Annotated in this window: 23 protein-coding genes and 1 tRNA gene; 22 read left to right on the top strand and 2 right to left on the bottom strand. The window is 49.8% G+C overall.

Annotated elements, in window-relative coordinates:
* The first annotated feature begins 9 nt into the window (after positions 1-9).
* The 20 genes from tpiA to QUE62_RS06005 all read left to right on the top strand — a co-directional run bounded on the left by tpiA (position 10) and on the right by QUE62_RS06005 (position 17690).
* The gene (tpiA, locus tag QUE62_RS06100; protein ID WP_286223204.1) at positions 10-759 is read left to right on the top strand and encodes a triose-phosphate isomerase; all 750 of its coding nucleotides are present in this window, start codon (positions 10-12) and stop codon (positions 757-759) included.
* Positions 760-795: 36 nt separating this feature from the next.
* Positions 796-1158 (top strand): preprotein translocase subunit SecG, encoded by a 363-nt coding sequence (secG, locus tag QUE62_RS06095; RefSeq protein WP_108508735.1) that lies wholly within the window; start codon positions 796-798, stop codon positions 1156-1158.
* A gap of 64 nt (positions 1159-1222) precedes the next feature.
* Positions 1223-1307 (top strand) — tRNA-Leu (locus QUE62_RS06090).
* A 112-nt stretch (positions 1308-1419) separates the two neighbouring features.
* Positions 1420-1779, top strand: a complete 360-nt coding sequence (locus QUE62_RS06085; RefSeq protein WP_286223203.1) for an NADH-quinone oxidoreductase subunit A — start codon at positions 1420-1422, stop codon at positions 1777-1779.
* A 6-nt stretch (positions 1780-1785) separates the two neighbouring features.
* Entirely contained in the window at positions 1786-2268 is a 483-nt protein-coding gene (locus QUE62_RS06080) for a NuoB/complex I 20 kDa subunit family protein (RefSeq protein WP_108508733.1), read from the top strand.
* 1 nt (position 2269) lies between these two features.
* On the top strand, positions 2270-2875 hold the full coding sequence (locus QUE62_RS06075; protein ID WP_286261095.1) for an NADH-quinone oxidoreductase subunit C: 606 nt from the start codon (positions 2270-2272) through the stop codon (positions 2873-2875).
* Positions 2868-4121 carry an NADH-quinone oxidoreductase subunit D gene (locus QUE62_RS06070; RefSeq protein WP_286262586.1) on the top strand — a complete coding sequence of 418 codons (1254 nt, stop codon included), beginning with the start codon at positions 2868-2870 and terminating at the stop codon, positions 4119-4121. Before QUE62_RS06075 ends, QUE62_RS06070 begins: the two co-directional genes overlap by 8 nt.
* Positions 4122-4127: 6 nt before the next feature.
* Positions 4128-4640, top strand: a complete 513-nt coding sequence (gene nuoE / locus QUE62_RS06065; protein WP_286262583.1) for an NADH-quinone oxidoreductase subunit NuoE — start codon at positions 4128-4130, stop codon at positions 4638-4640.
* A complete protein-coding gene (gene nuoF / locus QUE62_RS06060) occupies positions 4637-5941 on the top strand; it encodes an NADH-quinone oxidoreductase subunit NuoF (protein WP_286261094.1) in 1305 nt (434 codons plus the stop codon). Before nuoE ends, nuoF begins: the two co-directional genes overlap by 4 nt.
* 17 nt (positions 5942-5958) lie before the next feature.
* Positions 5959-8316 carry an NADH-quinone oxidoreductase subunit NuoG gene (gene nuoG / locus QUE62_RS06055; protein WP_286224747.1) on the top strand — a complete coding sequence of 786 codons (2358 nt, stop codon included), beginning with the start codon at positions 5959-5961 and terminating at the stop codon, positions 8314-8316.
* Positions 8317-8323: 7 nt separating this feature from the next.
* A complete protein-coding gene (gene nuoH / locus QUE62_RS06050; RefSeq protein ID WP_286223199.1) occupies positions 8324-9397 on the top strand; it encodes an NADH-quinone oxidoreductase subunit NuoH in 1074 nt (357 codons plus the stop codon).
* Positions 9398-9402: 5 nt separating this feature from the next.
* Positions 9403-9894, top strand: coding sequence for an NADH-quinone oxidoreductase subunit NuoI (nuoI, locus tag QUE62_RS06045; RefSeq protein WP_286223198.1), 492 nt, complete (start codon positions 9403-9405; stop codon positions 9892-9894).
* A 7-nt stretch (positions 9895-9901) separates the two neighbouring features.
* Positions 9902-10564: an NADH-quinone oxidoreductase subunit J gene (locus tag QUE62_RS06040; RefSeq protein WP_286223197.1), complete on the top strand. Its 663-nt coding sequence runs from the start codon at positions 9902-9904 to the stop codon at positions 10562-10564.
* Complete coding sequence (gene nuoK / locus QUE62_RS06035; RefSeq protein ID WP_108508726.1) at positions 10561-10869, top strand: NADH-quinone oxidoreductase subunit NuoK; 309 nt, start codon at positions 10561-10563, stop codon at positions 10867-10869. The genes QUE62_RS06040 and nuoK overlap by 4 nt, the downstream gene beginning before the upstream one ends.
* A gap of 5 nt (positions 10870-10874) precedes the next feature.
* Positions 10875-12908: an NADH-quinone oxidoreductase subunit L gene (gene nuoL / locus QUE62_RS06030; RefSeq protein ID WP_286261091.1), complete on the top strand. Its 2034-nt coding sequence runs from the start codon at positions 10875-10877 to the stop codon at positions 12906-12908.
* A 12-nt stretch (positions 12909-12920) separates the two neighbouring features.
* The gene (locus QUE62_RS06025; RefSeq protein ID WP_286261090.1) at positions 12921-14387 is read left to right on the top strand and encodes an NADH-quinone oxidoreductase subunit M; all 1467 of its coding nucleotides are present in this window, start codon (positions 12921-12923) and stop codon (positions 14385-14387) included.
* Between the two features lie 13 nt (positions 14388-14400).
* Entirely contained in the window at positions 14401-15891 is a 1491-nt protein-coding gene (gene nuoN, locus QUE62_RS06020; protein ID WP_286223194.1) for an NADH-quinone oxidoreductase subunit NuoN, read from the top strand.
* Positions 15892-15901: 10 nt separating this feature from the next.
* The gene (locus tag QUE62_RS06015; protein ID WP_286223193.1) at positions 15902-16480 is read left to right on the top strand and encodes an NUDIX domain-containing protein; all 579 of its coding nucleotides are present in this window, start codon (positions 15902-15904) and stop codon (positions 16478-16480) included.
* 75 nt (positions 16481-16555) lie between these two features.
* Positions 16556-17026 carry a DUF1178 family protein gene (locus tag QUE62_RS06010; protein ID WP_286261089.1) on the top strand — a complete coding sequence of 157 codons (471 nt, stop codon included), beginning with the start codon at positions 16556-16558 and terminating at the stop codon, positions 17024-17026.
* Positions 17027-17060: 34 nt separating this feature from the next.
* A complete protein-coding gene (locus QUE62_RS06005) occupies positions 17061-17690 on the top strand; it encodes a trimeric intracellular cation channel family protein (RefSeq protein ID WP_286223191.1) in 630 nt (209 codons plus the stop codon).
* A gap of 10 nt (positions 17691-17700) precedes the next feature.
* Here the strand turns inward: QUE62_RS06005 and QUE62_RS06000 are convergent, their stop codons facing one another.
* The gene (locus tag QUE62_RS06000) at positions 17701-19221 is read right to left on the bottom strand and encodes a CoA-acylating methylmalonate-semialdehyde dehydrogenase (protein WP_286261087.1); all 1521 of its coding nucleotides are present in this window, start codon (positions 19219-19221) and stop codon (positions 17701-17703) included.
* 146 nt (positions 19222-19367) lie between these two features.
* On the opposite strand from QUE62_RS06000, the gene QUE62_RS05995 reads away from it, so the two are divergent.
* Both QUE62_RS05995 and QUE62_RS05990 read left to right on the top strand, forming a co-directional pair.
* The gene (locus QUE62_RS05995; protein ID WP_286261085.1) at positions 19368-20489 is read left to right on the top strand and encodes an NADH:flavin oxidoreductase/NADH oxidase; all 1122 of its coding nucleotides are present in this window, start codon (positions 19368-19370) and stop codon (positions 20487-20489) included.
* A gap of 35 nt (positions 20490-20524) precedes the next feature.
* Entirely contained in the window at positions 20525-21514 is a 990-nt protein-coding gene (locus QUE62_RS05990; RefSeq protein ID WP_458574835.1) for a Bug family tripartite tricarboxylate transporter substrate binding protein, read from the top strand.
* Here QUE62_RS05990 and QUE62_RS05985 read toward each other — a convergent pair.
* Positions 21501-22820: an amidase gene (locus tag QUE62_RS05985; RefSeq protein WP_286261081.1), complete on the bottom strand. Its 1320-nt coding sequence runs from the start codon at positions 22818-22820 to the stop codon at positions 21501-21503. The two genes, QUE62_RS05990 and QUE62_RS05985, sit on opposite strands and share 14 nt — an antisense overlap.
* Between the last annotated feature and the right edge of the window lie 18 nt (positions 22821-22838).

Below are 22838 nucleotides of genomic sequence, written 5' to 3'. Positions count from 1 at the left end.
AGGGTTGCTATGCGCGCATTGACGGTCATCGGCAATTGGAAGATGAATGGCAGTGTTCGTAGTAATCGGGATTGGTTGCAAACGGTCATTGCAGAGATGCAGCAGGGCATGCCCGCAGGGCGCCGCTTCGGTGTCTGCATACCCTTTCCCTATTTGCAAGAATGTGGCAGCTATTTGGGAAGTTCGCAACTTCAGTTGGGTGCGCAAGATGTATCGGCCTATGCATCCGGTCCGTATACAGGTGAGGTGAGTGCGAGCATGTTGCAAGAGATGGGCGTTCGCTTTGTGATCGTCGGTCACTCGGAGCGTCGCATGCAGTATGGCGAGGCCAATGAGAGCATTGCCCTTAAGGCAGAGCAGGCTTTAGATCATGAGCTGACCCCAATCATTTGTGTTGGTGAAACAGCCGATGAACGAAATTCTGGGCGTGCGGTCGAGGTGGTGAGGCGACAGGTTGCCAGTCAGGTGAGCACCCTGCAGGATCGATTGGTGGATTGCTTGATTGCGTACGAACCGATTTGGGCAATTGGTACAGGTAAAGTTGCCAGTGCGCAAATGGCCCAAGATATGCACCGGGCGATTCGTTTGCAACTGGCTGAGTTTGATGATGATGTGGCCTCTCATATTGGGATTATTTATGGGGGCAGTGTCCGTGCCGATAACGCCACGGAGCTTTTTGCCATGCCCGATATTGATGGGGCGTTGGTTGGTGGTGCGTCGTTAGATGCCAAGGAGTTTTTAGCAATCTGTCGAGCGTGATGGATTGCATGATGAATGACAATATGGAGAACAGAAATGGAATGGCTTAAAACTTTATTCGTGGTCCTGCAAGTAGTTTCTGCATTGGCCATCATTGGCTTGGTCTTGATTCAGCAAGGTAAGGGTGCTGATATGGGTGCCGCATTTGGTTCAGGTTCCTCAGGCAGTTTATTTGGGGCGACTGGTTCCTCAAACTTCCTCTCGCGCACCACTGCTATTTTTGCAGTGATCTTTTTTGTAAGCACCCTAGGAATTACATGGTTGGGAACTAAAAAGCCTGTTGAGTCAGGGGTTTTATCCAACTCAACGTTGCCGACTGTAGCCCCTGCCCAGCAAGGTGGCGCCACTCCAGCAAATGGAGCAAGTTCAGAACCCGGTAAGCCGGTCGTGCCTCGCTAATTTGCACCTTTTTGGAAGGTGCAATGCGGTAGAATTGAGGGTTGTTGTAGGGCTTTTCCGAGATGCCGACGTGGTGAAATTGGTAGACACGCTATCTTGAGGGGGTAGTGGCTTAGGCTGTGCGAGTTCGAGTCTCGCCGTCGGCACCAAAGTGGAATAGTTTGGTCGGGAATTCTTGTCTTATTGCTGTAAATCAAGAATCCCAAAATGAAAGTCGTTGATAATTCGAACGTTTGGAAATCTGACACAGGATAGAAGAAGTTGAACCTTTCAAATTACTTCCCAGTACTGTTGTTTATTCTTGTTGGTATCGGCGTCGGTCTTGCTCCCATTGTTTTGGGAAAAGTGTTAGCCCCCTCCAAACCTTATTCAGAAAAAGATTCTCCATATGAGTGCGGCTTTGAAGCCTTTGAAGATGCTCGTATGAAATTCGATGTGCGCTACTACCTAGTCGCCATTCTCTTTATCCTATTTGATCTCGAAACCGCATTTTTATTTCCTTGGGGCATTGCCTTGAGGGATATTGGCTGGGAAGGTTACATTGCGATGGCAATTTTCCTCCTCGAATTTATCGTTGGTTTTGCTTACATCTGGAAAAAGGGCGCCCTGGATTGGGAGTAGACGTCGATGGCACTTGAAGGTGTTCTAAAACAAGGTTTTGTAACGACTTCGGCTGACCAGTTAATTAATTGGACCAGAACCGGATCGCTTTGGCCGATGACCTTTGGTTTGGCCTGTTGCGCAGTTGAGATGATGCATGCGGGCGCATCGCGTTACGACCTCGATCGTTTTGGGGTGGTGTTCCGTCCATCGCCTCGTCAATCAGATTTAATGATCGTGGCGGGTACCTTATGTAACAAAATGGCCCCCGCTTTACGCAAGGTCTATGACCAGATGCCAGAACCGCGTTGGGTGATATCGATGGGTTCATGTGCTAACGGCGGTGGCTATTATCACTACTCTTATTCGGTGGTACGCGGATGCGATCGTATCGTTCCAGTGGATGTGTATGTTCCTGGTTGTCCACCAACGGCCGAAGCCTTGATCTACGGCATCATTCAATTGCAGGCCAAAATTGGTCGCACCAGCACCATTGCGCGGAAGGGTTGAGATGAGTGATCGCCTCGAACAACTTCGTTTGCAATTGGATCGTATTTTAGGCAACCGTATTCAGAGTGCCACGATCGATCATCGTGAGTTGACCATCGTCTTGCATCATGCAACGTATGCTGAGTCAGCCAAGTTATTGCGCGACGATCCCAGCTTAGCGTTTGAGCAGCTGATTGATTTATGTGGAGTTGATTACAAAGACTATGCTGATGGCACTTGGAGCGGCCCCCGCTTTGCGGTGGTTAGCCACTTACTGTCGATCAAGCATAACCAACGTCTGCGTATTCGGGTATTTGCTCCAGACGACGACTATCCATTGGTGGCATCGATGGTACCCATTTGGAACTCAGCCAATTGGTTTGAGCGCGAAGCCTTCGATCTTTTTGGCATCCTATTTGATGGTCATGAGGATCTGCGTCGTATCTTGACCGATTACGGCTTTATTGGTCATCCATTCCGTAAAGATTTCCCAATCTCGGGCCATGTCGAGATGCGCTATGACCCGGAGTTAAAGCGAGTGGTGTATCAGCCAGTCACGATTGATCCACGTGAGGTGACCCCCCGCGTGATTCGTGAAGAACAATACGGTGGCTTGGCAAATGGCTGAGATTAAGAACTACACCCTCAACTTTGGCCCCCAGCATCCTGCGGCTCACGGTGTATTGCGTTTAGTGCTTGAGCTCGATGGCGAGGTGATCCAACGCGCCGATCCGCATATTGGCTTATTGCATCGTGCGACCGAGAAACTCGCCGAGACCCGGACTTGGATTCAGAGTGTGCCGTATATGGATCGTCTTGATTATGTATCGATGATGGTCAATGAGCATGCCTATGTGATGGCCATCGAGAAGCTTCTCGATGTTGATGTTCCTATCCGAGCCCAATACATCCGCGTGATGTTTGATGAGCTCACCCGTCTGCTCAATCACTTACTCTGGGTTGGCTGTCATGGCCTCGACGTTGGTGCGATGGCAATCTTTTTATATGCCTTCCGTGATCGCGAAGATATCTTCGATATGTATGAGGCGGTATCCGGTGCTCGCATGCATGCAGCCTACTATCGTCCCGGCGGTGTCTATCGCGATTTACCTGAGAGGATGCCTCAATACGCCAAGTCGGCGATTCGGAGTGAGCAAGCGGTAAAGCGTTTGAACGAGAGCCGCAGCGGATCATTATTGGATTTCATTGAGGACTTTACTAATCGCTTCCCAGCCAATGTGGATGAGTACAACAATTTGTTAACCGATAACCGCATATGGAAGCAGCGCTTGGTGGGTATTGGTGTGGTCTCCCCTGAGCGAGCTCTGCAGATGGGCTTTACTGGTCCGATGTTGCGTGGCTCTGGTTTTGCTTGGGACTTGCGCAAGAAGCAGCCTTATGAAGTCTATGACCAGTTGGATTTTGATATTCCAGTGGGCGTGAATGGCGATAGCTATGATCGGTATTTAGTGCGCATGGAAGAGATGCGTCAATCCAATCGGATTATTCAGCAGTGTGTGAAGTGGTTGCGTGCTAATCCAGGTCCAGTAATGAGTGATAACCACAAAGTAGCCCCACCTAAGCGCGTTGATATGAAAACCAATATGGAAGAGTTGATCCATCACTTCAAGCTCTTTACCGAAGGGATTCATGTGCCAACGGGTGAAGCGTATGCAGCAGTAGAGCACCCGAAGGGGGAGTTTGGTATCTACGCCATTTCGGATGGTGCTAATAAACCTTACCGCTTAAAGATTCGGGCTCCTGGCTTTGCTCATTTAGCAGCCATGGATGAGATGTCACGCGGTCACATGATTGCGGATGCGGTCACCATCATTGGGACCCAAGACATTGTATTTGGTGAGATTGATCGATAAATCATGATGACAGCCCAATCCCTTTTTTCTGCTAAGACCCGCGCCCAAATGGATCGCAATATTGCGAAGTATCCGCCTGAGCAAAAACAATCGGCGGTGATGGCATGTTTAATTGCTGCACAAGAAGAGCATGGTTGGGTCTCCCCCGAGATCATCGCCGAGGTGGCGCAAATTCTGGAGATGCCCAAGATTGCGGTTGAGGAAGTAGCGACGTTCTACAACATGTATGAGACCAAGCCGATTGGTAAGTTCAAGCTCGTGGTGTGCACGAATTTGCCTTGCCAATTAACGCATGGCGAAGAAGCGGCTGACTACCTCAAGAAAAAACTCGGGATTAACTTTAATGAGACTACGCCCTGTGGAACCTTCACCCTAAAAGAGGGTGAGTGCATGGGTGCTTGTGGCGACTCCCCTGTAATGTTGGTGAATAACCACCGTATGTGTAGTTTTATGACCCAAGAAAAGATCGATGCTTTATTAGATGAGTTGAGTGCAGAAGCAAAACGGGGGAGCATATGACCAGTTTGCATAGTCGTCACATTAAGCCCTTAATTTTGGCTGGCCTAGATGGTAAGAACTGGCATCTCAAAGACTATGAGGGTCGCGGTGGTTATCAGCAGCTACGCCGGATTCTTAACGAAAAGATTACCCCGGATGCCGTGATTGCGGAAGTCAAGGCATCGTCCTTGCGTGGCCGTGGTGGTGCGGGATTCCCAACGGGCTTGAAGTGGAGCTTCATGCCCAAGAACTACAACGGTAACAAATACCTCGTTTGTAATAGCGACGAGGGTGAGCCCGGTACATTCAAAGACCGTGACATCATGCGCTACAACCCCCATGCATTGATTGAAGGCATGATCATTGGCGCCTATGCCATGGGGATCTCAACGGGATACAACTACATTCATGGCGAGATCTGGGAGGTCTATGAGCGCTTTGAAGAGGCTCTTGAGGAAGCGCGTGCTGCGGGCTATCTTGGACAGAATATTTTAGGAACAGAATTTAGTTTCCAATTGCACGCTGCCCCAGGCTTTGGTGCTTATATTTGCGGTGAAGAGACCGCACTCTTGGAGTCTCTTGAGGGTAAAAAAGGGCAGCCTCGCTTTAAGCCACCATTCCCAGCGAACTTTGGTTTGTACGGCAAGCCAACCACCATTAACAATACCGAGACCTTTGCAGCTGTGCCATTTATTCTGGCCATTGGTGCAGAGGCTTATCTCAAATTGGGTAAGCCCAATAATGGCGGCACGAAGATCTTCTCAGTATCGGGAGATGTCACTTACCCAGGTAACTATGAAGTTCCGCTCGGTACACCGTTTGCTGAGTTATTGAAGTTGGCAGGCGGGATGCGCAATGGCAAACAGCTCAAAGCAGTGATCCCTGGTGGATCATCGGCACCAGTCTTGCCTGGCAAGATCATGATGGATATCACGATGGATTACGACGCGATCTCCAAAGCTGGGTCGATGCTCGGCTCTGGAGCAGTGATCGTGATGGATGAGTCCCGTTGCATGGTACGTTCACTCTTACGCCTCTCGTATTTCTATCACGAAGAGTCGTGTGGCCAATGCACTCCATGCCGCGAGGGGACTGGTTGGTTGTGGCGGATTGTTAATCGCATTGAACACGGTCAAGGTCGACCTGAGGATTTAGATCTTCTCAAAGACGTTGCCGGGAATATTCAAGGGCGGACCATCTGTGCTTTAGGTGATGCAGCGGCGATGCCGGTGCAAGGCATGCTCAAGCACTATATGGATGAGTTTGCTTACCATGTCGAGCATAAGCATTGCATGGTTTCTTCATTTGCAAAGGCCGCCTAATCATGAGTACGGTGAACATGATTGAGATCCATGTTGACGGTAAGCCCGTCGAGGTACCGCAGGGCTCCATGGTGATGCATGCCACCAACAAGCTAGGCACTTACGTTCCTCATTTTTGCTATCACAAGAAGCTGAGCATCGCCGCAAACTGCCGGATGTGTTTGGTTGAAGTGGAGAAGGCGCCTAAGCCATTACCAGCATGTGCCACCCCCGTGATGGCGGGCATGAAAGTGTTTACTCATTCGGCGAAGGCTGTTGAGGCTCAAAAGTCGGTGATGGAGTTCTTGCTCATTAACCATCCCTTGGATTGCCCGATTTGCGATCAGGGTGGCGAATGCCAATTACAAGATTTGGCGGTTGGCTACGGTAAATCCAGTTCGCGCTATAAAGAAGAGAAGCGTGTGGTCTTCCATAAAAATGTTGGACCACTCATTTCCATGGAAGAGATGTCGCGTTGCATTCACTGCACCCGCTGTGTGCGCTTTGGCCAAGAGGTTGCTGGTGTCATGGAACTTGGCATGATCAACCGTGGTGAGCATTCGGAAATCACGACCTTTGTGGGGCAAACGGTTGACTCTGAGCTCTCGGGCAATATGATCGACATCTGCCCGGTGGGCGCCTTAACCAGTAAGCCATTTCGGTATGCCGCGCGCACCTGGGAGTTGGTCCGTAAGCGCTCGATCAGTCCGCATGATGCCGTGGGTGCCAACACTACCGTACAAACGAAGGCTAATCATGTGATGCGGGTTGTCGCACTCGAGAACGAGGCCATCAATGAGTGCTGGATTAGTGACCGCGATCGCTTTGCATATGAAGGCCTAAATAGCCCTGATCGTTTAACCACTCCAATGGTGAAACAAAATGGGCAGTGGTTAGAGACCGATTGGCAGTCTGCCCTCGATTACGTCGTGCACTCATTAAGTGATATTCAGAAGCAGCATGGTAGTCAGGCGTTAGCGGCATTGGCTCACCCCATCGCAAGCGCTGAAGAACTTTACCTCTTGCAAAAAGTGATGCGTGGTTTGGGAAGTCATCAAATTGAGACGCGTTTGCGCCAAACTGATACCCGCGGAGCAGCAACGCTACCCTGGTTGGGTATGCCAATTGCGAAGTTGAGTGAACTCAAGCGTGTCTTGGTGATTGGTAGTCATTTGCGTAAAGATCTGCCGCTGATCGCTGCTCGGATGCGCACGGCAAGCAAACAGGGCCTTAAGGTCTATCGACTCGATGCAGGCGGTAACGATTGGCTCATGCCGATTACTGCGCATCTCAAATCGAAGCCCAGTCAATGGGTGGATCAATTGGGGCAAATTGCCCAAGCGATTGCGCAAGCAAAATCCTTACAGCCTCCAACTGGTCTCTCAGTGAAGAGCGTTTCTCGTGAAGCGCAAGCGATTGCAGATCAATTGCTCAGCAATGCCAAACTTGAGAGCCCTGAGCCACAGGCAATATTCTTGGGATCACTGGCGATTGCCCATCCCAACGCCTCTGATTTACATGTTCTTGCGGAGTTTATTGCCAAGCATACGGGATGCACCTTTGGGTTCTTGTGTGAAGGTGGTAATTCAGTGGGGGCGCAACTGGTGGGTGCTACCCAGGGTAATCAAGGCAGTGTTGATACCGTATTGCAAAGTAAGGCGCGCGCCTATGTGATGTTACACGTCGAGCCACTTCAGGATTTACCCAACCCACAACAAACCCGAGCTGCGTTACAAGGCGCCGATACCGTAATTGCGATGAGCGCCTACACGAGCCCCGATTTGCTTGAGTTAGCCGATGTGATTCTGCCAATCACTCCTTATACTGAATCCGTTGGAAGTTTTGTGAACATGGCGGGGCAGGTGCAAACCATTCAGCCTTCTGTTCGACCTTTGGCAGATGCTAGACCGGCATGGAAGGTGCTCCGTGCATTAGGAAGTCTCCTAAACCTCAATGGTTTTTTGTATAACCTCCCAGAAGAGGTATATGCCGATGCGTTTGCAAAGTCTGTAGAGAGCCAACTCAATAATTGTTTTACAGCCAACCCTGAGGTCCAACAACGCGTTCAGATTACCGCATCGCTCGAGCGCCTTGCCGATCAAGCGATTTATTCAAGTGATGCGATTGTGCGCCGCGCCCCTGCATTGCAACGCACCCGTGATGCAAAGGATGCCAATATGGTTGGAGTGGGGGAGACCCTTTGGGGGCAACTAGGTTTGCAGGCCGGTGATCGCGTGGCGCTTACCCAAGCTGGCCAGACGGTTGAAGTGGGCGTTCAATTACAACCCGACTTGGCCGACGGTGTAGTGCGCATTGCAACAGCAACGGAGCTGAGTGGTCATCTAGCCTCTATGTTTGGTGAAGTGGCTCTTTCTAAATTAACGGTGAGCGCTTAAGGTCGTTATGGGCAACTGGATCGATCTCATTACCAGCCACGGCGAACAACTGTTTGGTTCGTTCTGGCCTTTGGTTTGGAACTTAGCGAAGATCCTGATCATCGTATTACCCATCTTTGGTGCGGTCGCTTACCTTACTCTGTGGGAGCGTAAGCTGATTGGCTGGATGCACATTCGTTTGGGTCCAAATCGGGTTGGTCCCCTCGGTTTATTCCAGCCGATTGCAGATGCACTCAAGCTATTGATGAAGGAGATCGTCTCCCCAACACGCGCCAGTCATACGCTCTACATCATTGCCCCTCTCATGGTGCTTACCCCGGCACTTGCTGCATGGGCAGTGGTGCCATTCCAGGCAGACTTAGTTCTAGCGGATGTAAATGCCGGTCTCTTATATGTGATGGCCATAACCTCGGTGGGTGTGTATGGCGTGATCTTGGCAGGGTGGGCCTCAAACTCGAAGTACCCATTCTTGGGAGCGATGCGTGCCTCTGCTCAAATGATCTCTTATGAGATTGCCATGGGCTTAGCCCTGGTGACCGTATTGATGGTGGCCGGCTCCTTAAATCTCAGTAATATCGTGCGCTCTCAAGAGGTGGGCATCTTTGCCGACATGGGCCTGAACTTCCTCTCGTGGAACTGGTTGCCCTTACTACCCATGTTTGTGATCTATTTCATCTCTGGAGTTGCGGAGACCAATCGTCACCCCTTTGATGTGGTGGAAGGTGAGTCAGAGATTGTTGCGGGTCATATGGTGGAGTACTCCGGTATGGCATTTGCATTATTTTTCTTGGCCGAATACGCCAATATGATCTTGATTGCCGCCTTAACGTCGATCATGTTCTTGGGTGGTTGGTTACCAATCCTTGATTTACCTATCTTGCGCGATATTCCAGGATTTTTCTGGTTATTTGCCAAGATCTTTTTTGTGCTCTCGTGCTTTATTTGGTTACGGGCTTCATTGCCACGGTATCGCTATGACCAAATTATGCGTTTGGGTTGGAAGGTGTTTATTCCGTTAACCGTGGTTTGGGTATTGTTGGTTGGGGCCTGGATTTTGTCCCCCTGGAACATTTGGAGCTAATCACTATGTTCAAGCGCGCCTCTCAGTTTCTCAATAGCTTAATGCTCAAAGATGTTCTTAAAGGAATGTCGATTACTGGGCGTTATTTATTTAAACCTAAAATTACGGTTCAGTATCCGGAAGAAAAGACGCCACTCTCACCACGTTTTCGAGGCTTACATGCGCTGCGTCGCTATCCGAATGGGGAAGAGCGCTGCATTGCATGCAAACTGTGTGAGGCCGTTTGCCCAGCTTTGGCAATCTCGATTGAGTCTGATCAGCGTGAGGATGGTACCCGCAGAACAACACGCTATGACATCGACCTCACCAAATGCATTTTCTGTGGCTATTGTGAAGAGGCTTGCCCTGTGGATGCCATTGTGGAAACCAATATTTTTGAGTATTTCGGGGATAAGCGCGGTGATCTGTATTTCACCAAAGAGATGTTGCTAGCAGTCGGTGATGAATACGAAAAGCAAATTGCCGCTAACCGAGAGGCAGACGCACCTTACCGTTGATTGATTTATGACCCTCGACCCGAATTTAATCTTCTCAGTCTTTTTCTACGCCTTCGCGGCGCTCTTGGTGATTTCCGCATTACGGGTCATTACGGTTCCCAATCCTGTGCATGCCGCCTTGTTCTTGGTTTTGGCGTTCTTTAGTGCCTCAGGTATTTGGATGTTGCTCAAGGCCGAGTTCTTAAGCTTGATCCTGATCCTAGTCTATGTGGGCGCGGTGATGGTGTTGTTCTTATTCGTGGTGATGATGCTCGATTTGGATCTTGCGCATCTCCGACGTGATTTCAAGAAGTATCTACCACTCGCCATGCTGATTGGTGTGGTCATTATCTTGCAACTCTCGATCGTGTTAATCCGCGGCTTTATTGGTACTACCGCGCCAGTGAATGTCTTGCCCGATGTAGTGGCAGCAAATAATACCCAAGCCCTTGGTTATTTAATGTTTACTGAGTACATCTATGCTTTTGAGGTAGCTGGTATTGTTTTATTGGTTGCCATCATCGCAGCTGTTGCTCTTACCTTGCGCAAACGCAAGGATGTGAAGGGTCAAAATATTGCAGAGCAGGTTGCGGTCTCCGCTAAAGATCGGATGCGGATTGTCTCGATGGATGCTGAGCGTGATGCTAAGCAAGACCTAAAGTCTCGAACCAACTCAGGTGACCCAGCATGACCATCACCCTTGCACATTATTTAGTCCTTGGCGCTATTCTGTTTGCAATTAGCGTCGTCGGTATCTTCCTAAATCGACGTAACGTGATCATCCTTTTGATGGCGATTGAGCTGATGTTGCTTGCCGTCAATATGAACTTTGTGGCGTTCTCCCATTACTTAGGTGATATGGCCGGTCAGGTATTTGTATTTTTCATACTGACCGTAGCCGCTGCGGAGGCTGCGATTGGTTTGGCGATCTTGGTGGTGCTATTCCGTAAGGTCGATACGATTAATACCGAAGACCTCGATCATCTCAAAGGCTAGTTGACATGACCACTGCTTTAACAACTGCCCATCTCTGCGCGATTCCGCTAGCACCGCTGGTGGGAGCATCATTCGCTGGATTATTGGGTACTAAGTTCTTTGGCAATCGGATTGGTCAAGTGGCATCCCAATCGATCACCATCTTGGGTGTCGCCATCTCCTTTTTGCTGTCGTGCTGGGTTTTATATGAGGTGATGAACGGCTATTACTTCGATGGTAGCGTCTACACCTGGATGAAGATTGGGGAGTTGAGTTTTGATATTGGTTTTCTGATTGATCCATTGACCGCCGTGATGATGGTGGTGGTGACCTTTGTCTCTCTGATGGTTCACATCTACACCATCGGCTATATGGCAGGTGAGGAGGGCTATAACCGTTTCTTCGCTTATATCTCCTTATTCACCTTTGCGATGCTGATGCTTGTTATGAGCAATAACATGCTGCAGCTGTTCTTTGGCTGGGAGGCGGTTGGCGTTGTTTCGTATCTGTTGATCGGTTTCTATTACGATCGGCCCACCGCAATTTTTGCCAACATGAAGGCCTTCTTGGTCAACCGGGTGGGCGACTTTGGCTTCATCTTGGGGATTGGTCTATTGCTCGCGGCTACTGGCTCGATGAACTATGCGGACATCTTTGCCCAAAATACCGTCATGGCTGCGCAGACTGTACCGGGTACTGACTGGAATCTAGTCACCGTTGCTTGCATTTGCCTCTTCATTGGTGCGATGGGTAAGTCGGCTCAGTTTCCATTGCATGTCTGGTTACCGGACTCAATGGAAGGCCCAACCCCCATTTCGGCCTTGATTCATGCGGCGACGATGGTGACCGCAGGTATTTTTATGGTGACCCGTATGTCGCCATTATTTGAGCTCTCCGATGTTGCCCTGAGCTTCATTCTGGTCATGGGCTCAATTACCGCGCTCTTTATGGGATTCTTAGGAATCGTGCAAACCGATATCAAGCGCGTGGTGGCGTATTCAACGCTCTCGCAATTGGGCTATATGACCGTTGCGCTCGGCGTCTCTGCCTATCCAATTGCTATCTTCCATTTAATGACCCATGCCTTCTTTAAGGCTTTGCTGTTCTTAGGAGCGGGTAGTGTGATCATTGGAATGCATCACGAGCAGGACATGCGCAAGATGGGCGGCCTCTGGAAATACATGCCAATTACCTGTTTGATGATGTTAATTGGTTCCTTGGCATTGATTGGCACACCATTCTTCTCGGGCTTTTACTCTAAAGACTCGATTATTGAGGCGGTGGCGGCGAGCACCATACCTGGATCGGGCTTTGCATACTTTGCGGTGATGGCGAGCGTCTTTGTGACCGCCTTGTATTCTTTCCGCCTCTACTTCTATGTATTCCATGGCAAGGAGCGTTTTGGTCATGACTATGACCATCACCATTCGCACGATGAGCATCATCATGGGCTTGCACCAGGTGAGAAGCCGCATGAGTCACCTTGGGTGATCACCTTGCCGTTGATTGCATTGGCAATTCCTTCGGTGATTATTGGTTACTACACGATTGACCCGATGTTGTTTGGTAGTTTCTTTGGCGATGCGATCTATATTGATGAAGCGAAGCATCCTGCACTCGCAACCTTTGCATCTCATTTCCATGGCCCAGTGGCGATGGCCTTGCACGGCTTTACCACTCCCGTGTTTATTCTGTTGATCCTGGGTGTATTGGTGGCTGCCATTTGCTACCTATGGGCCACATCTTTGCCCGAGAAAATCGCGAAGACCTTTGCTCCAATCAAGACCTTATTGGATAACAAGTATTACCTCGATGATTTGAACCAATGGATTTTTGCAAAGGGTGCTCTGTTGATTGGTGGTGGCTTATGGAAGCAGGGCGATCAACGAGTCATTGATGGTTTTGTGGTGAACGGCAGCGCTCATTTGATTGGCAAGTTCTCAGGGGTGATCCGTCATTTGCAGTCGGGTTATCTCTATCACTATGCCTTTGCCATGATCGTCGGCTTGATTGGCTTAATGGCCTGGATTTTGTATACCCATATTTATATTACTTACTAAGTACACCTGGTCATGATTCTTTCTTACGCGATTTGGATTCCGATTGTTTTTGGCCTGATGATTTTGGTCTATGGCTCAGAGCGTCCATCCGCTGGCGTGAAGTATTTGGCCTTGTTTGGGGCTATTTTGGGCTTTATTGCTACCTTACCTCTAATCGCCAACTTTGATATCGCCAATGCCGGCATGCAGTTTGTGGAAAAGCATAGCTGGATTCCACGCTACGACATTAATTATCACCTTGGTGTGGATGGTATTTCGGTATGGTTTGTGGTGTTGACCGCCTTTATCAATATTTTTGTCGTGATCGCTGCTTGGGAGGTGATTACCGAGAAGGCCTCGCAATACTATGCCGCATTCATGATTTTGTCGGGACTCATGATTGGGGTGTTCTCAGCGCTTGACGGCCTACTGTTTTATATCTTCTTTGAGGCAACGCTCATCCCAATGTACATCATCATCGGGGTATGGGGTGGACAAAACCGTATCTATGCGGCATTTAAGTTCTTCCTTTATACCTTGTTGGGATCGTTACTGGCTCTAGTCGCTATTTTGTATCTCTACAACCTAACCAATACCTTTGACTTGCTGACCTGGCACCGGGCGAAGTTGGATATTGTGGAGCAGGTACTCATCTTTATTGCCTTCTTCATGGCCTTTGCCGTGAAGGTGCCAATGTGGCCTTTGCATACTTGGTTGCCTGATGTTCACGTGGAGGCCCCAACCGGTGGCTCAGTGGTACTGGCAGCCATTATGTTGAAGCTTGGTGCTTATGGATTCTTGCGTTTCTCGTTGCCGATTGCGCCAGATGCCAGCATCCTTTTAGGACCGATCATTATTTTCTTATCGCTTGTTGCAGTGATCTACGTTGGTTTGGTGGCGCTGGTTCAGCAAGATATGAAAAAGCTGGTGGCGTATTCGTCGATTGCGCACATGGGTTTTGTGACCCTAGGATTTTTTATCTTCAGTCCTCTAGGTGTTGAAGGCGGCATTGTTCAAATGATCTCGCACGGATTTGTATCGGGTGCGATGTTCCTGGCAATTGGTGTTCTATACGATCGTATGCACACCCGCAAGATTGCTGATTACGGTGGTGTGATACATCGCATGCCAAAGTTCTCGGCATTTATGGTGCTCATGGCAATGGCTAATTGCGGCTTACCAGCCACCTCGGGTTTTGTGGGGGAGTTTATGGTGATCCTGGCTGCCGTTGATTATGACTTCATGATTGGCCTCTTGTCAGCGACCGCATTAATCCTTGGCGCTGCCTATTCCTTATGGATGGTCAAGCGCGTGATCTTTGGTGCGATCACCAATCCAGAGGTCGAGAAGCTTGAGGATCTCAATGGTCGCGAGTTCTTTATGTTCATCGTTCTGTCGCTCTGCGTGATTGGCATGGGCGTGTATCCCAAACCCTTTACCGACATTATTCATCCGGCAGTGATGCAGTTGCTTGAACATGTCGCGATTAGCAAACTCTAATTAAGGTTATTGCATGGATACTTTTGACCTAATTGCCATCGCTCCAGAAATTGTTCTGGCTTTTGTGGCCAGTGATTTGCTGTTGACTAGTGCCTTTATTAAAGAGAAGAAGGATCATGTCGCGAGTGATGTTTTTCACACTCCACGGGCAGCATCTTTTGTCTATTTCTGTTCCTGCTTACTTTTAATTGGTTTGGGTGTGGTGTTTTTGAGCAGAATGGTTGATTTGCCATACCTTGCCATGGCCGGTCTGTTCCAGTCCGATCCGATTGCCAATTTACTGAAAGCAGGGTGCTGCTTTGCGCTACTGGTTAGCCTGATTTACTCCAAGCAGTATTTGATTGATCGGGGCCTCTTCCGGCCTGATTTCTTGGTCCTCACCTTATTTGCTTTATTGGGACAATTAGTCTTAATCTCGGCATCCAACCTCATCACCTTGTACCTTGGTCTTGAGTTGATGGCTCTGTCAACCTACGGCTTGGTAGCAATGCGCCATTCCAGCGGCCTTTCCTCTGAAGCGGCGATCAAGTACTTTGTACTGGGCGCCTTAGCATCGGGATTTTTGCTCTATGGTATGTCGATGATCTACGGTGTGACCGGATCCTTAGATCTTCTAGAGATCTTGCGCTCCCTCCTCGATCCCCGCATTAATCACCTCATCATGGCGTTTGGCCTAGTCTTTATTGTGGCTGGCGTTGCCTTTAAGTTTGGCGTGGTGCCATTTCACATGTGGGTACCGGATGTTTATCAGGGCGCGCCAACCGCGGTCACCTTATTGATTGCAGCAGCTCCTAAGCTCGCTGCCTTTGCTCTCCTGTTCCGTCTGCTGATCAATACCTTATTACCCCTGATCTCCGATTGGCAGCCGATGCTGATGATTCTTGCGGTTCTATCCTTAGTGATTGGTAATATCACGGCGATCGCCCAAACCAATATCAAGCGGATGTTGGCCTACTCAGCGATTGCGCAGATGGGCTTTGTGTTGCTTGGCATGCTCTCGATTTTTGATGATCACGCCTTTAGTGCCTCGATGTTCTATGTGATTGCGTATGTGATCACTACTTTGGGCACCTTCGGTTTGCTGATGGTCTTATCACGCAAGGGCTACGATTGCGACACCTTGGATGGCTTAAAGGGTCTCAATCGCAAGCACCCATGGTATGCCTTCATTGGTCTCATCATGATGTTCTCCCTAGCTGGAGTGCCCCCCACTTTGGGTTTTGCCGCTAAGCTTTCTGTTTTGGAAGCATTGGTTGACGCTGATTACATCGCTTTGGCTGTGATTGCGGTGATCGCATCGCTGATTGGTGCTTTCTACTACTTGCGTGTAGTGAAGGTGATGTATTTTGATGAACCAAGCCATGAGCATTCGGTGACTGGTTCAGGAATTGCAAAAGGGGTGTTGGGTCTCAATGGCTTGATGGTTCTCCTGTTGGGTGTATTTCCAGCAGGTCTGATGGCCCTATGCCTCAATATCATGCGCAATACCCTCATCGGTTCTTAATTGTTTGGGTATGAGCGAGAAATCGTTTCAAGATCTCGCGCATACCGATGATCATTTAGTCGAGAAGCGCGTATCGGGTGAGGATGTCTACACTGGCATCTTTTTAAAGATGAAACGCGATACGGTGCTGCTGCCTGACGGGCAGCGAGCCTTGCGTGAGTATCTGGAACATCCTGGCGCGGTTGCCATTTTGCCGATCTTAGACGACGGGCGTGTGATTGTAGAGCGTCAATACCGTTACCCCATCGAGCAAGCCGTGATTGAGATTCCGGCGGGTAAGCTTAATGTAGGGGAGGATCCCTTACTCTGTGCGCAGCGGGAGTTACAAGAAGAGACCGGCTACCTTGCTAAGCGGTGGAGCAAGATTCGGCGGATTCATCCGGTGATTTCCTATTCCACCGAGTTCATCGATATTTACCTGGCAGAGGGTTTAACCGCTGGCCCAGCGCGTCTGGATGCCGAAGAGTTTTTGGATGTCTTTGCTGCGCCCCTTGAGGAGTTGATCGAGTGGGTGGAGAACGGCACGATTACGGACGTGAAGACCATCATTTCGCTGTATTGGCTCGATCGCCAACGGCGACTGCGTTAAGGCCTTAAAATAGTAATAACGACAAATATGTCAGATTGCTATTGATTATCCAACCACCATCCCCATCTGTTCTTCATGAAAGTCTATAACTTAGCGTGCGATCTGGAGCATCATTTTGAGGGGTGGTTTGCCTCAGAGGATGACTTTTTATCGCAACAAGCCAGTGGCACATTGTGCTGCCCAGTGTGCGACAGCGCGCATGTCAGTCGCTTGCCATCAGCCCCTCGTATTGGCGGTAAGGTCAGTTCAGAAGAGCCAGTGGCCGTTGAGCCGAGTCAAAGTATTGCCTTATCGAATGCCGATCACGGACAGCTCGAGCGTCAGATTCAGGCGACGTTCATGAAAGCCATGCGAGAGTTGGTTGGTAAATCGGAGGATGTGGGTGCAGCTTTTGCCGAGGAGGCCAGGAAGATTCATTACAAAGAGTCGCCCGAGCGCAGCATCCGGGGGCAGACCAGTGCCGATGAAGTGATGGCATTACGCGAAGAGGGAATTGATGTCCTTGCACTCCCTGAAATGCCGGTCCTCAAAAATACTTTGCAATAATTACTCCTTCTTCACAATCGATTAAAAGGGCTCCATGGAAGAGCTGGGTTTTTGGGTAGGCATTGTTGCTTCCGCAGCCTTTGCGGTAACCGGCGTTTTAGCTATTTCCGATCGTGGCGTGGATCTCTTTGGCGTTTTGGTGCTTGGCATCATCACTGCGATTGGTGGCGGCACGATTCGGGATGTGATTCTGGGAGTGCCCGTGTTTTGGGCGGATGCCCCCATCTATATTCTGGTGGCAGCGATAGCCAGCATCATTACCTTCTACGCAGAATCCACTTTATCTCAGCCTCAACTGTACAAGGCCATTCTTTACATCGACGGCTTAGGAGCGGCTCTGTTTGGTATCCAAGGCGCCGATAAAGCTTGGCATTATGACTTTGGTGGATCGGCAGCAGCGATCATTCTAGGCGTAGTCACCGCCATTGGTGGGGGACTCATTCGCGATGTATTAGCAGGACGCAAAACCTTATTGATGTCCTATGAGCTCTATGCGATCCCCGTATCACTCGGTTGCATGCTTTATGTCTTGCTCTTGAACTACTTTCCGGAGCATGCGATCGTCGGATCGATTGCCTGCATCGTACTGATCTTTGCCTTTCGCTCGGCTGCGATCTACTGGAACCTGAAGGTTCCAGTGATGTTCATCTCACGCAAGAAGTAAACGACTGGTTTTATTTGGAGGTGGGCATGACAAACTCTGCCCCCTTGGAGATACTCTCTGGCCAGCGTTGCATCACACTCTTTTGCTTGGTGTAAAAACGTACACCTTCTTTGCCATACGTATGGGTATCACCAAATAAGGAGCGCTTCCAACCGCCAAAACCATGCCAAGCCATCGGTACTGGAATAGGCACATTAATCCCCACCATGCCAACCTGAACGCGCCGTGCAAATTCTCGGGCGATGTTGCCGTCGCTAGTAAAGCAGGCTACGCCATTGCCATATTCATGGGCATTGACCAGCTCAAGAGCCTCACTAAAGTTGGCGACTCGGACGCATGATAGGACGGGACCAAAGATTTCTTCTTTGTAAATGGTCATGTCTGGGGTGACCTGATCAAAGAGGGTGCCGCCTAACCAGAACCCATTCTCAAAACCGGGAACTTTGAGCCCACGGCCATCGACTAATAGTTTTGCGCCACCACTGACGCCCTGATCGATATAGCCAGTAATGCGCTCGAGCGCAGCTTTGGTCACAATGGGACCCATTTCAGCATCGAGCTCAAGCCCATTTTTTACCTTGAGGGTCTTGGTGCGCTCAATCAGTTTGGGCATGACTTTCTCAGCCGCGTCTCCAACGAGCACGGCAACCGAGATCGCCATGCAGCGCTCACCCGCGGATCCGTATGCAGCGCCAACTAAGGCATCAACGGCTTTATCAATATCCGCATCGGGCATCACCACCATGTGGTTCTTGGCGCCACCGAGGGCCTGAACGCGTTTACCAAAGTGTGCACCGCGCTCGTAAATGTAATTAGCAATCGGTGTGGAGCCCACAAAACTCACGGCACGGACATCGGGATTTTCTAAGAGAGCATCAACCGCTTCTTTGTCGCCTTGCACCACATTAAACACGCCATCGGGCAGACCTGCCTCTTTTAAGAGACGCGCTAAGAGCAATGAGGCCGATGGGTCGGTTGGACTCGGTTTGAGAATAAAGGTGTTACCGCAGGCAATTGCGACGGGGAACATCCACATTGGTACCATCACCGGAAAATTAAAGGGTGTAATGCCTGCGACTACGCCTAATGGTTGGCGCATCACCCAGTTATCAATGTCAGTTGAGACCTGCTCGGTGTAATCGCCTTTGAGGAGTTCGGGAATGGCGGTAGCAAATTCGAGAATCTCAATTCCACGGGTCACTTCACCTTGGGCATCGGTGAACACTTTGCCATGCTCAGAAGTAATGATGGCAGCCAGTTCATCGCGATGACGATTTAAGAGCTCTAAGTATTTAAACAAGATGCGCGCGCGCCGCAGTGGGGAGGTATTGGCCCAGGCTGGGAAGGCGGCTTGTGCAGAAGCCACCGCTTGATTGACATCGGCTTTGCTGGCCAATGCCACGCGACGCGAGATGCTCCCTGTGGCGGGGTTATAAACATCGGCAAAGCGACTGCCTTGGGGCAAGACCATTTGGCCACTCATGTAATGAGCAATATCTTCTTTAATTTCAAAGGCTTGGGGAGCGTTCATGGTATTGGTGTCTCGTAGGTTGGGTGCTTGGCAATCAAAGAAGTCGCCAATGCATTGGTTATCAAAGCTATTGGTATCATTTTAATCGTTTCAGGTAAGTCCGTTTGCGGACCATTCTTTCATCTCAATCTCACAATCACCAATCCATGAGCCTCCTTTTTTCTTCGTACTCCCTTCCAGCCCCCAAAGGATCTCTTACGCTAGCCAATCGGGTGGTGGTGGCACCAATGTGCCAATACTCCGCGCATGAGGGTCAGGCAACCGATTGGCATCTGATGCACTGGGGCAATTTACTCAATAGTGGTGCCGGACTTTTTATTATCGAGGCCACGGCAGTGAGTCCCGAAGGCAGAATCACCCCATATTGCCTGGGATTGTGGGATCAGGCAACCCAAAGCGCTCTACACAGCACCTTAGAGCGCGCCAAACAATTAGCGCCGAAGACCCCGGTTTTTATTCAATTGGCACATGCTGGGCGCAAGGCATCGAGTGCGCCACCATGGCAGGGCGGTCAACTATTACCGATCACTCAAGGTGGTTGGGAAACCCAAGGGCCCTCGGATATTCCTCAATTGGAGGGCGAGCGACCGCCGCATGCTTTGAGTGTGGAGGAGATTGAGCAAATCATTCATGAGTTTGTGATCGCCGCCAAGCGCGCAGAAGAAATCGGTATCGATGGTATTGAGCTGCATGCTGCTCACGGATATTTACTCCATCAATTTCTATCGCCGATTGCCAATCAACGAAATGACCAATACGGCGGTTCGCTTGAGAACCGAATGCGTTTTGTCTTGAAGTTATTTTCAGCAGTGCGCGCTCAGTGGCAGGGCGTATTGGGAGTGCGTCTCTCTGCTAGCGATTGGATCGAGGGCGGCTGGTCGCTTGATGAGTCCATCGAACTCACTAAACAACTAAAAGCATTGGGCTGCGATTACATTCACGTCTCATCCGGAGGAATTTCTCCGAAGCAGCAAATTCAGTTAGGCCCAAACTATCAAGTGCCCTTTGCGAAAGCAATTAAAGCAGCAACCGGAATGGCTACGATAGCCGTTGGGCTCATTGCCGATCCAAGGCAAGCTGAGGCAATCCTCGAAAACCAAGAAGCTGATTTGATTGCATTAGCACGTGCATTTTTGTACAAGCCCCGTTGGGCATGGGAAGCAGCGGCGGTCTTAGGAGGGCAAGTGAGTGCGAGTCCTCAGTACTGGCGCTGTTTACCGAGGGATGCGCAAAGCGTCTTTGTGGAAGCGAAGATGGGGCAGCGTTAGAATGAAATTCACCATAACCGCAAGAGGAGACCATGATGACCACAAAAAGAGTGCTTAAGACGCTCGTCACCATCACATTTAGTATTGTTCTGGGTTTTGTTGCACCCCATAAAGCGATTGCTCAAAATTTTCCTGATCGACCGATCACGATCGTCGTTCCAGTCCCTCCGGGTGGCTTGGTTGATGCATCGGCGCGTTTATTGAGCGAGCCGTTAGCACGTGTCATTGGCCAATCGATTGTGATTGATAATCGCCAGGGAGCGAGTGGCAATATTGCCTATCAATACGTTGCCCGCAGCAAACCAGATGGCTACACCTTGCTAGCCTCTTACTCCGGATACCACGCAGCCAATCCTCTTCTGATGGATAAGTTAAATTGGGATCCATTTAAAGACTTTACGCCAATTGCTTTATTAACGGTCGCCATGAACGTCATTGCGATTCATCCCTCGGTTCCTGTGAATAACCTAAAAGAATTCATTGCGTATGCCAAAGCAAATCCCGGTAAGTTGAACTACGCCTCTCAAGGGAATGGCTCGGTTTCGCATATTGGAACTGAGATTTTTGAGCAAGCAACGGATATCAAATTAACGCACGTTCCCTACAAGGGGTCTGGCCAAGCGATTCAGGATGTATTGGTTGGACAAGTGCAGGTCTTTATTACGACTCCGCCCTCGGTCATGGGCCATATTCAAAGCGGTCGGTTAAAGGCGCTAGCAGTTACTGGTAAAGCTCGGCACCCAATGATGCCCAATGTGCCAACGGTTGCTGAGGCAGGTTTGCCAGGATTTGAGCTGGAGTCATGGGTTGCGCTATACGCTCCCGCAGGAACCCCAACACCAATTGTGAACAAATTAACACAGGATGTAAAGAAAGCCATAGAACTGCCAGAAGCTAAACAACGGGCAGATGCGGCGGGAATTGAGCTACGTTATCTAAATCCGCAGGCAACCGATACCTTGCTAAAAAGGGAAATTGCATTAACGCAAAAAGCAATTAAAGCAGCAAATATTAAGATTGATTGATTGAAATTGGATCGGAGAGTTGTTGAGCGAGGGCGCTTGCTGCACTGAGTAGCAGGCGATCTTGTCCAGGCCCCGCAACTAATGTCACCCCAACGGGTAAACCATTGGGCCCCGCGGTCACGGTTAAATTAATGCACGGTAAGCCCAGCAGGGTCCAGCCGCGACTAAAGACTGGATCGCCCGTTTCTTCTAATGTCTTAGGCGCCTCACCGGCTGCACTGGGCGCAATGATTAGATCAATGTCATTTGAAAAGAATTGGGTGATCGTAGTGCGAGCGCGACGGGCTTTGAGAAGGGCATCGCTGTAATGATGGTAATCAATGGCATCGCCACGTTCAATAATCGCTTTAAGGGTTGGACTGATTTGATCAAAGTGGTTGAGCTTTTCAAAGGTAAAACTTTTGGCCATCTCAAACAGCATAATCTTGGTTTGGGTCTCACTGAGCTTGGCGCAATCTGCAGGTAAGGTGATCTCCTCAACGCCCCCTTTAGCAAACACCTTCGCTGCAAAGCCGGCTAGCGAGAGGGCAGCTGCGGTTTCAGGTTGGGCAAGAGCAAAATCATCGGTCTTGCAAATCCCAACGCGGATTTTGGACTCTAAGGGAGCAATATTCATGAGATCATGATCTGCCGACATCGCAGCAACGCCCAAGGCTACATCCGATACGGTGCGACCAAACACACCAAGCGTATCGAGAGATACCGATAGGCTCTTGACCCCACCAATACTAATCTTGCCGTAACTGGGTTTATAGCCAACCACCCCACAGTAACTCGCCGGCCGAATAATCGAGGCAGCGGTTTGACTCCCTGTTGCAAGAGGAACCATGTAATCCGCAACCGCCGCAGCAGAGCCGCTGGAAGATCCACCGGGAGTGTGATCAAGATTACGTGGATTGCGGGTTGGTCCCGGTTTGAAGCTGGCAAACTCAGTGGTGACTGTTTTACCCAGCACAATCGCGCCAGCCTCACGCATCAGTGATACCGAAACCGCATCGCAAACCGGATGATTATTACCATAGATCGGTGAGCCGTAATTGGTTGGCAAATCGTGTGTATCAAATAGATCCTTCACGCCAATGGGTAGGCCATGCAAGATTCCTTGGATTGGACCGCGATCGAGGGCGCGAGCTTGGGTTTGAGCATGCACCTTGGCAAAGCTGACCCAAGCATGCACCTCAGGCTCGCGCATGCCAATTTGATTTAAGCAATCATTGAGCAGATCCTCGGCCTTGATCTCGCGTTGAGCGAGCGCTTTCGCGGCTTGGGTGGCGCTAAGGTTAGCTAGATTTTTAAAGGATGTCATCGTTTTGGCTTAAATGCG

The organism is Polynucleobacter sp. HIN9 (assembly GCF_030297635.1).
Classification (GTDB): domain Bacteria; phylum Pseudomonadota; class Gammaproteobacteria; order Burkholderiales; family Burkholderiaceae; genus Polynucleobacter.
The sequence above is the reverse complement of the archived record's forward strand: the minus strand, read 5'-3'. Positions and strand labels throughout refer to the sequence as shown.

What these genes read in the sequence shown, in the direction of transcription:
- QUE62_RS05985 (WP_286261081.1), bottom strand. Translation starts at nt 22,820, where the DNA reads ATGACATCCTTTAAAAATCTAGCTAACCTTAGCGCCACCCAAGCCGCG.
- nuoE (WP_286262583.1), top strand. Translation starts at nt 4,128, where the DNA reads ATGACAGCCCAATCCCTTTTTTCTGCTAAGACCCGCGCCCAAATGGAT.
- QUE62_RS06000 (WP_286261087.1), bottom strand. Translation starts at nt 19,221, where the DNA reads ATGAACGCTCCCCAAGCCTTTGAAATTAAAGAAGATATTGCTCATTAC.
- secG (WP_108508735.1), top strand. Translation starts at nt 796, where the DNA reads ATGGAATGGCTTAAAACTTTATTCGTGGTCCTGCAAGTAGTTTCTGCA.
- nuoF (WP_286261094.1), top strand. Translation starts at nt 4,637, where the DNA reads ATGACCAGTTTGCATAGTCGTCACATTAAGCCCTTAATTTTGGCTGGC.
- QUE62_RS05990 (WP_458574835.1), top strand. Translation starts at nt 20,525, where the DNA reads ATGACCACAAAAAGAGTGCTTAAGACGCTCGTCACCATCACATTTAGT.
- nuoH (WP_286223199.1), top strand. Translation starts at nt 8,324, where the DNA reads ATGGGCAACTGGATCGATCTCATTACCAGCCACGGCGAACAACTGTTT.
- QUE62_RS06040 (WP_286223197.1), top strand. Translation starts at nt 9,902, where the DNA reads ATGACCCTCGACCCGAATTTAATCTTCTCAGTCTTTTTCTACGCCTTC.
- nuoK (WP_108508726.1), top strand. Translation starts at nt 10,561, where the DNA reads ATGACCATCACCCTTGCACATTATTTAGTCCTTGGCGCTATTCTGTTT.
- nuoG (WP_286224747.1), top strand. Translation starts at nt 5,959, where the DNA reads ATGATTGAGATCCATGTTGACGGTAAGCCCGTCGAGGTACCGCAGGGC.
- QUE62_RS06070 (WP_286262586.1), top strand. Translation starts at nt 2,868, where the DNA reads ATGGCTGAGATTAAGAACTACACCCTCAACTTTGGCCCCCAGCATCCT.
- QUE62_RS06075 (WP_286261095.1), top strand. Translation starts at nt 2,270, where the DNA reads ATGAGTGATCGCCTCGAACAACTTCGTTTGCAATTGGATCGTATTTTA.
- QUE62_RS06010 (WP_286261089.1), top strand. Translation starts at nt 16,556, where the DNA reads ATGAAAGTCTATAACTTAGCGTGCGATCTGGAGCATCATTTTGAGGGG.
- QUE62_RS05995 (WP_286261085.1), top strand. Translation starts at nt 19,368, where the DNA reads ATGAGCCTCCTTTTTTCTTCGTACTCCCTTCCAGCCCCCAAAGGATCT.
- QUE62_RS06025 (WP_286261090.1), top strand. Translation starts at nt 12,921, where the DNA reads ATGATTCTTTCTTACGCGATTTGGATTCCGATTGTTTTTGGCCTGATG.
- nuoL (WP_286261091.1), top strand. Translation starts at nt 10,875, where the DNA reads ATGACCACTGCTTTAACAACTGCCCATCTCTGCGCGATTCCGCTAGCA.
- QUE62_RS06015 (WP_286223193.1), top strand. Translation starts at nt 15,902, where the DNA reads ATGAGCGAGAAATCGTTTCAAGATCTCGCGCATACCGATGATCATTTA.
- nuoN (WP_286223194.1), top strand. Translation starts at nt 14,401, where the DNA reads ATGGATACTTTTGACCTAATTGCCATCGCTCCAGAAATTGTTCTGGCT.
- QUE62_RS06005 (WP_286223191.1), top strand. Translation starts at nt 17,061, where the DNA reads ATGGAAGAGCTGGGTTTTTGGGTAGGCATTGTTGCTTCCGCAGCCTTT.
- nuoI (WP_286223198.1), top strand. Translation starts at nt 9,403, where the DNA reads ATGTTCAAGCGCGCCTCTCAGTTTCTCAATAGCTTAATGCTCAAAGAT.
- tpiA (WP_286223204.1), top strand. Translation starts at nt 10, where the DNA reads ATGCGCGCATTGACGGTCATCGGCAATTGGAAGATGAATGGCAGTGTT.
- QUE62_RS06080 (WP_108508733.1), top strand. Translation starts at nt 1,786, where the DNA reads ATGGCACTTGAAGGTGTTCTAAAACAAGGTTTTGTAACGACTTCGGCT.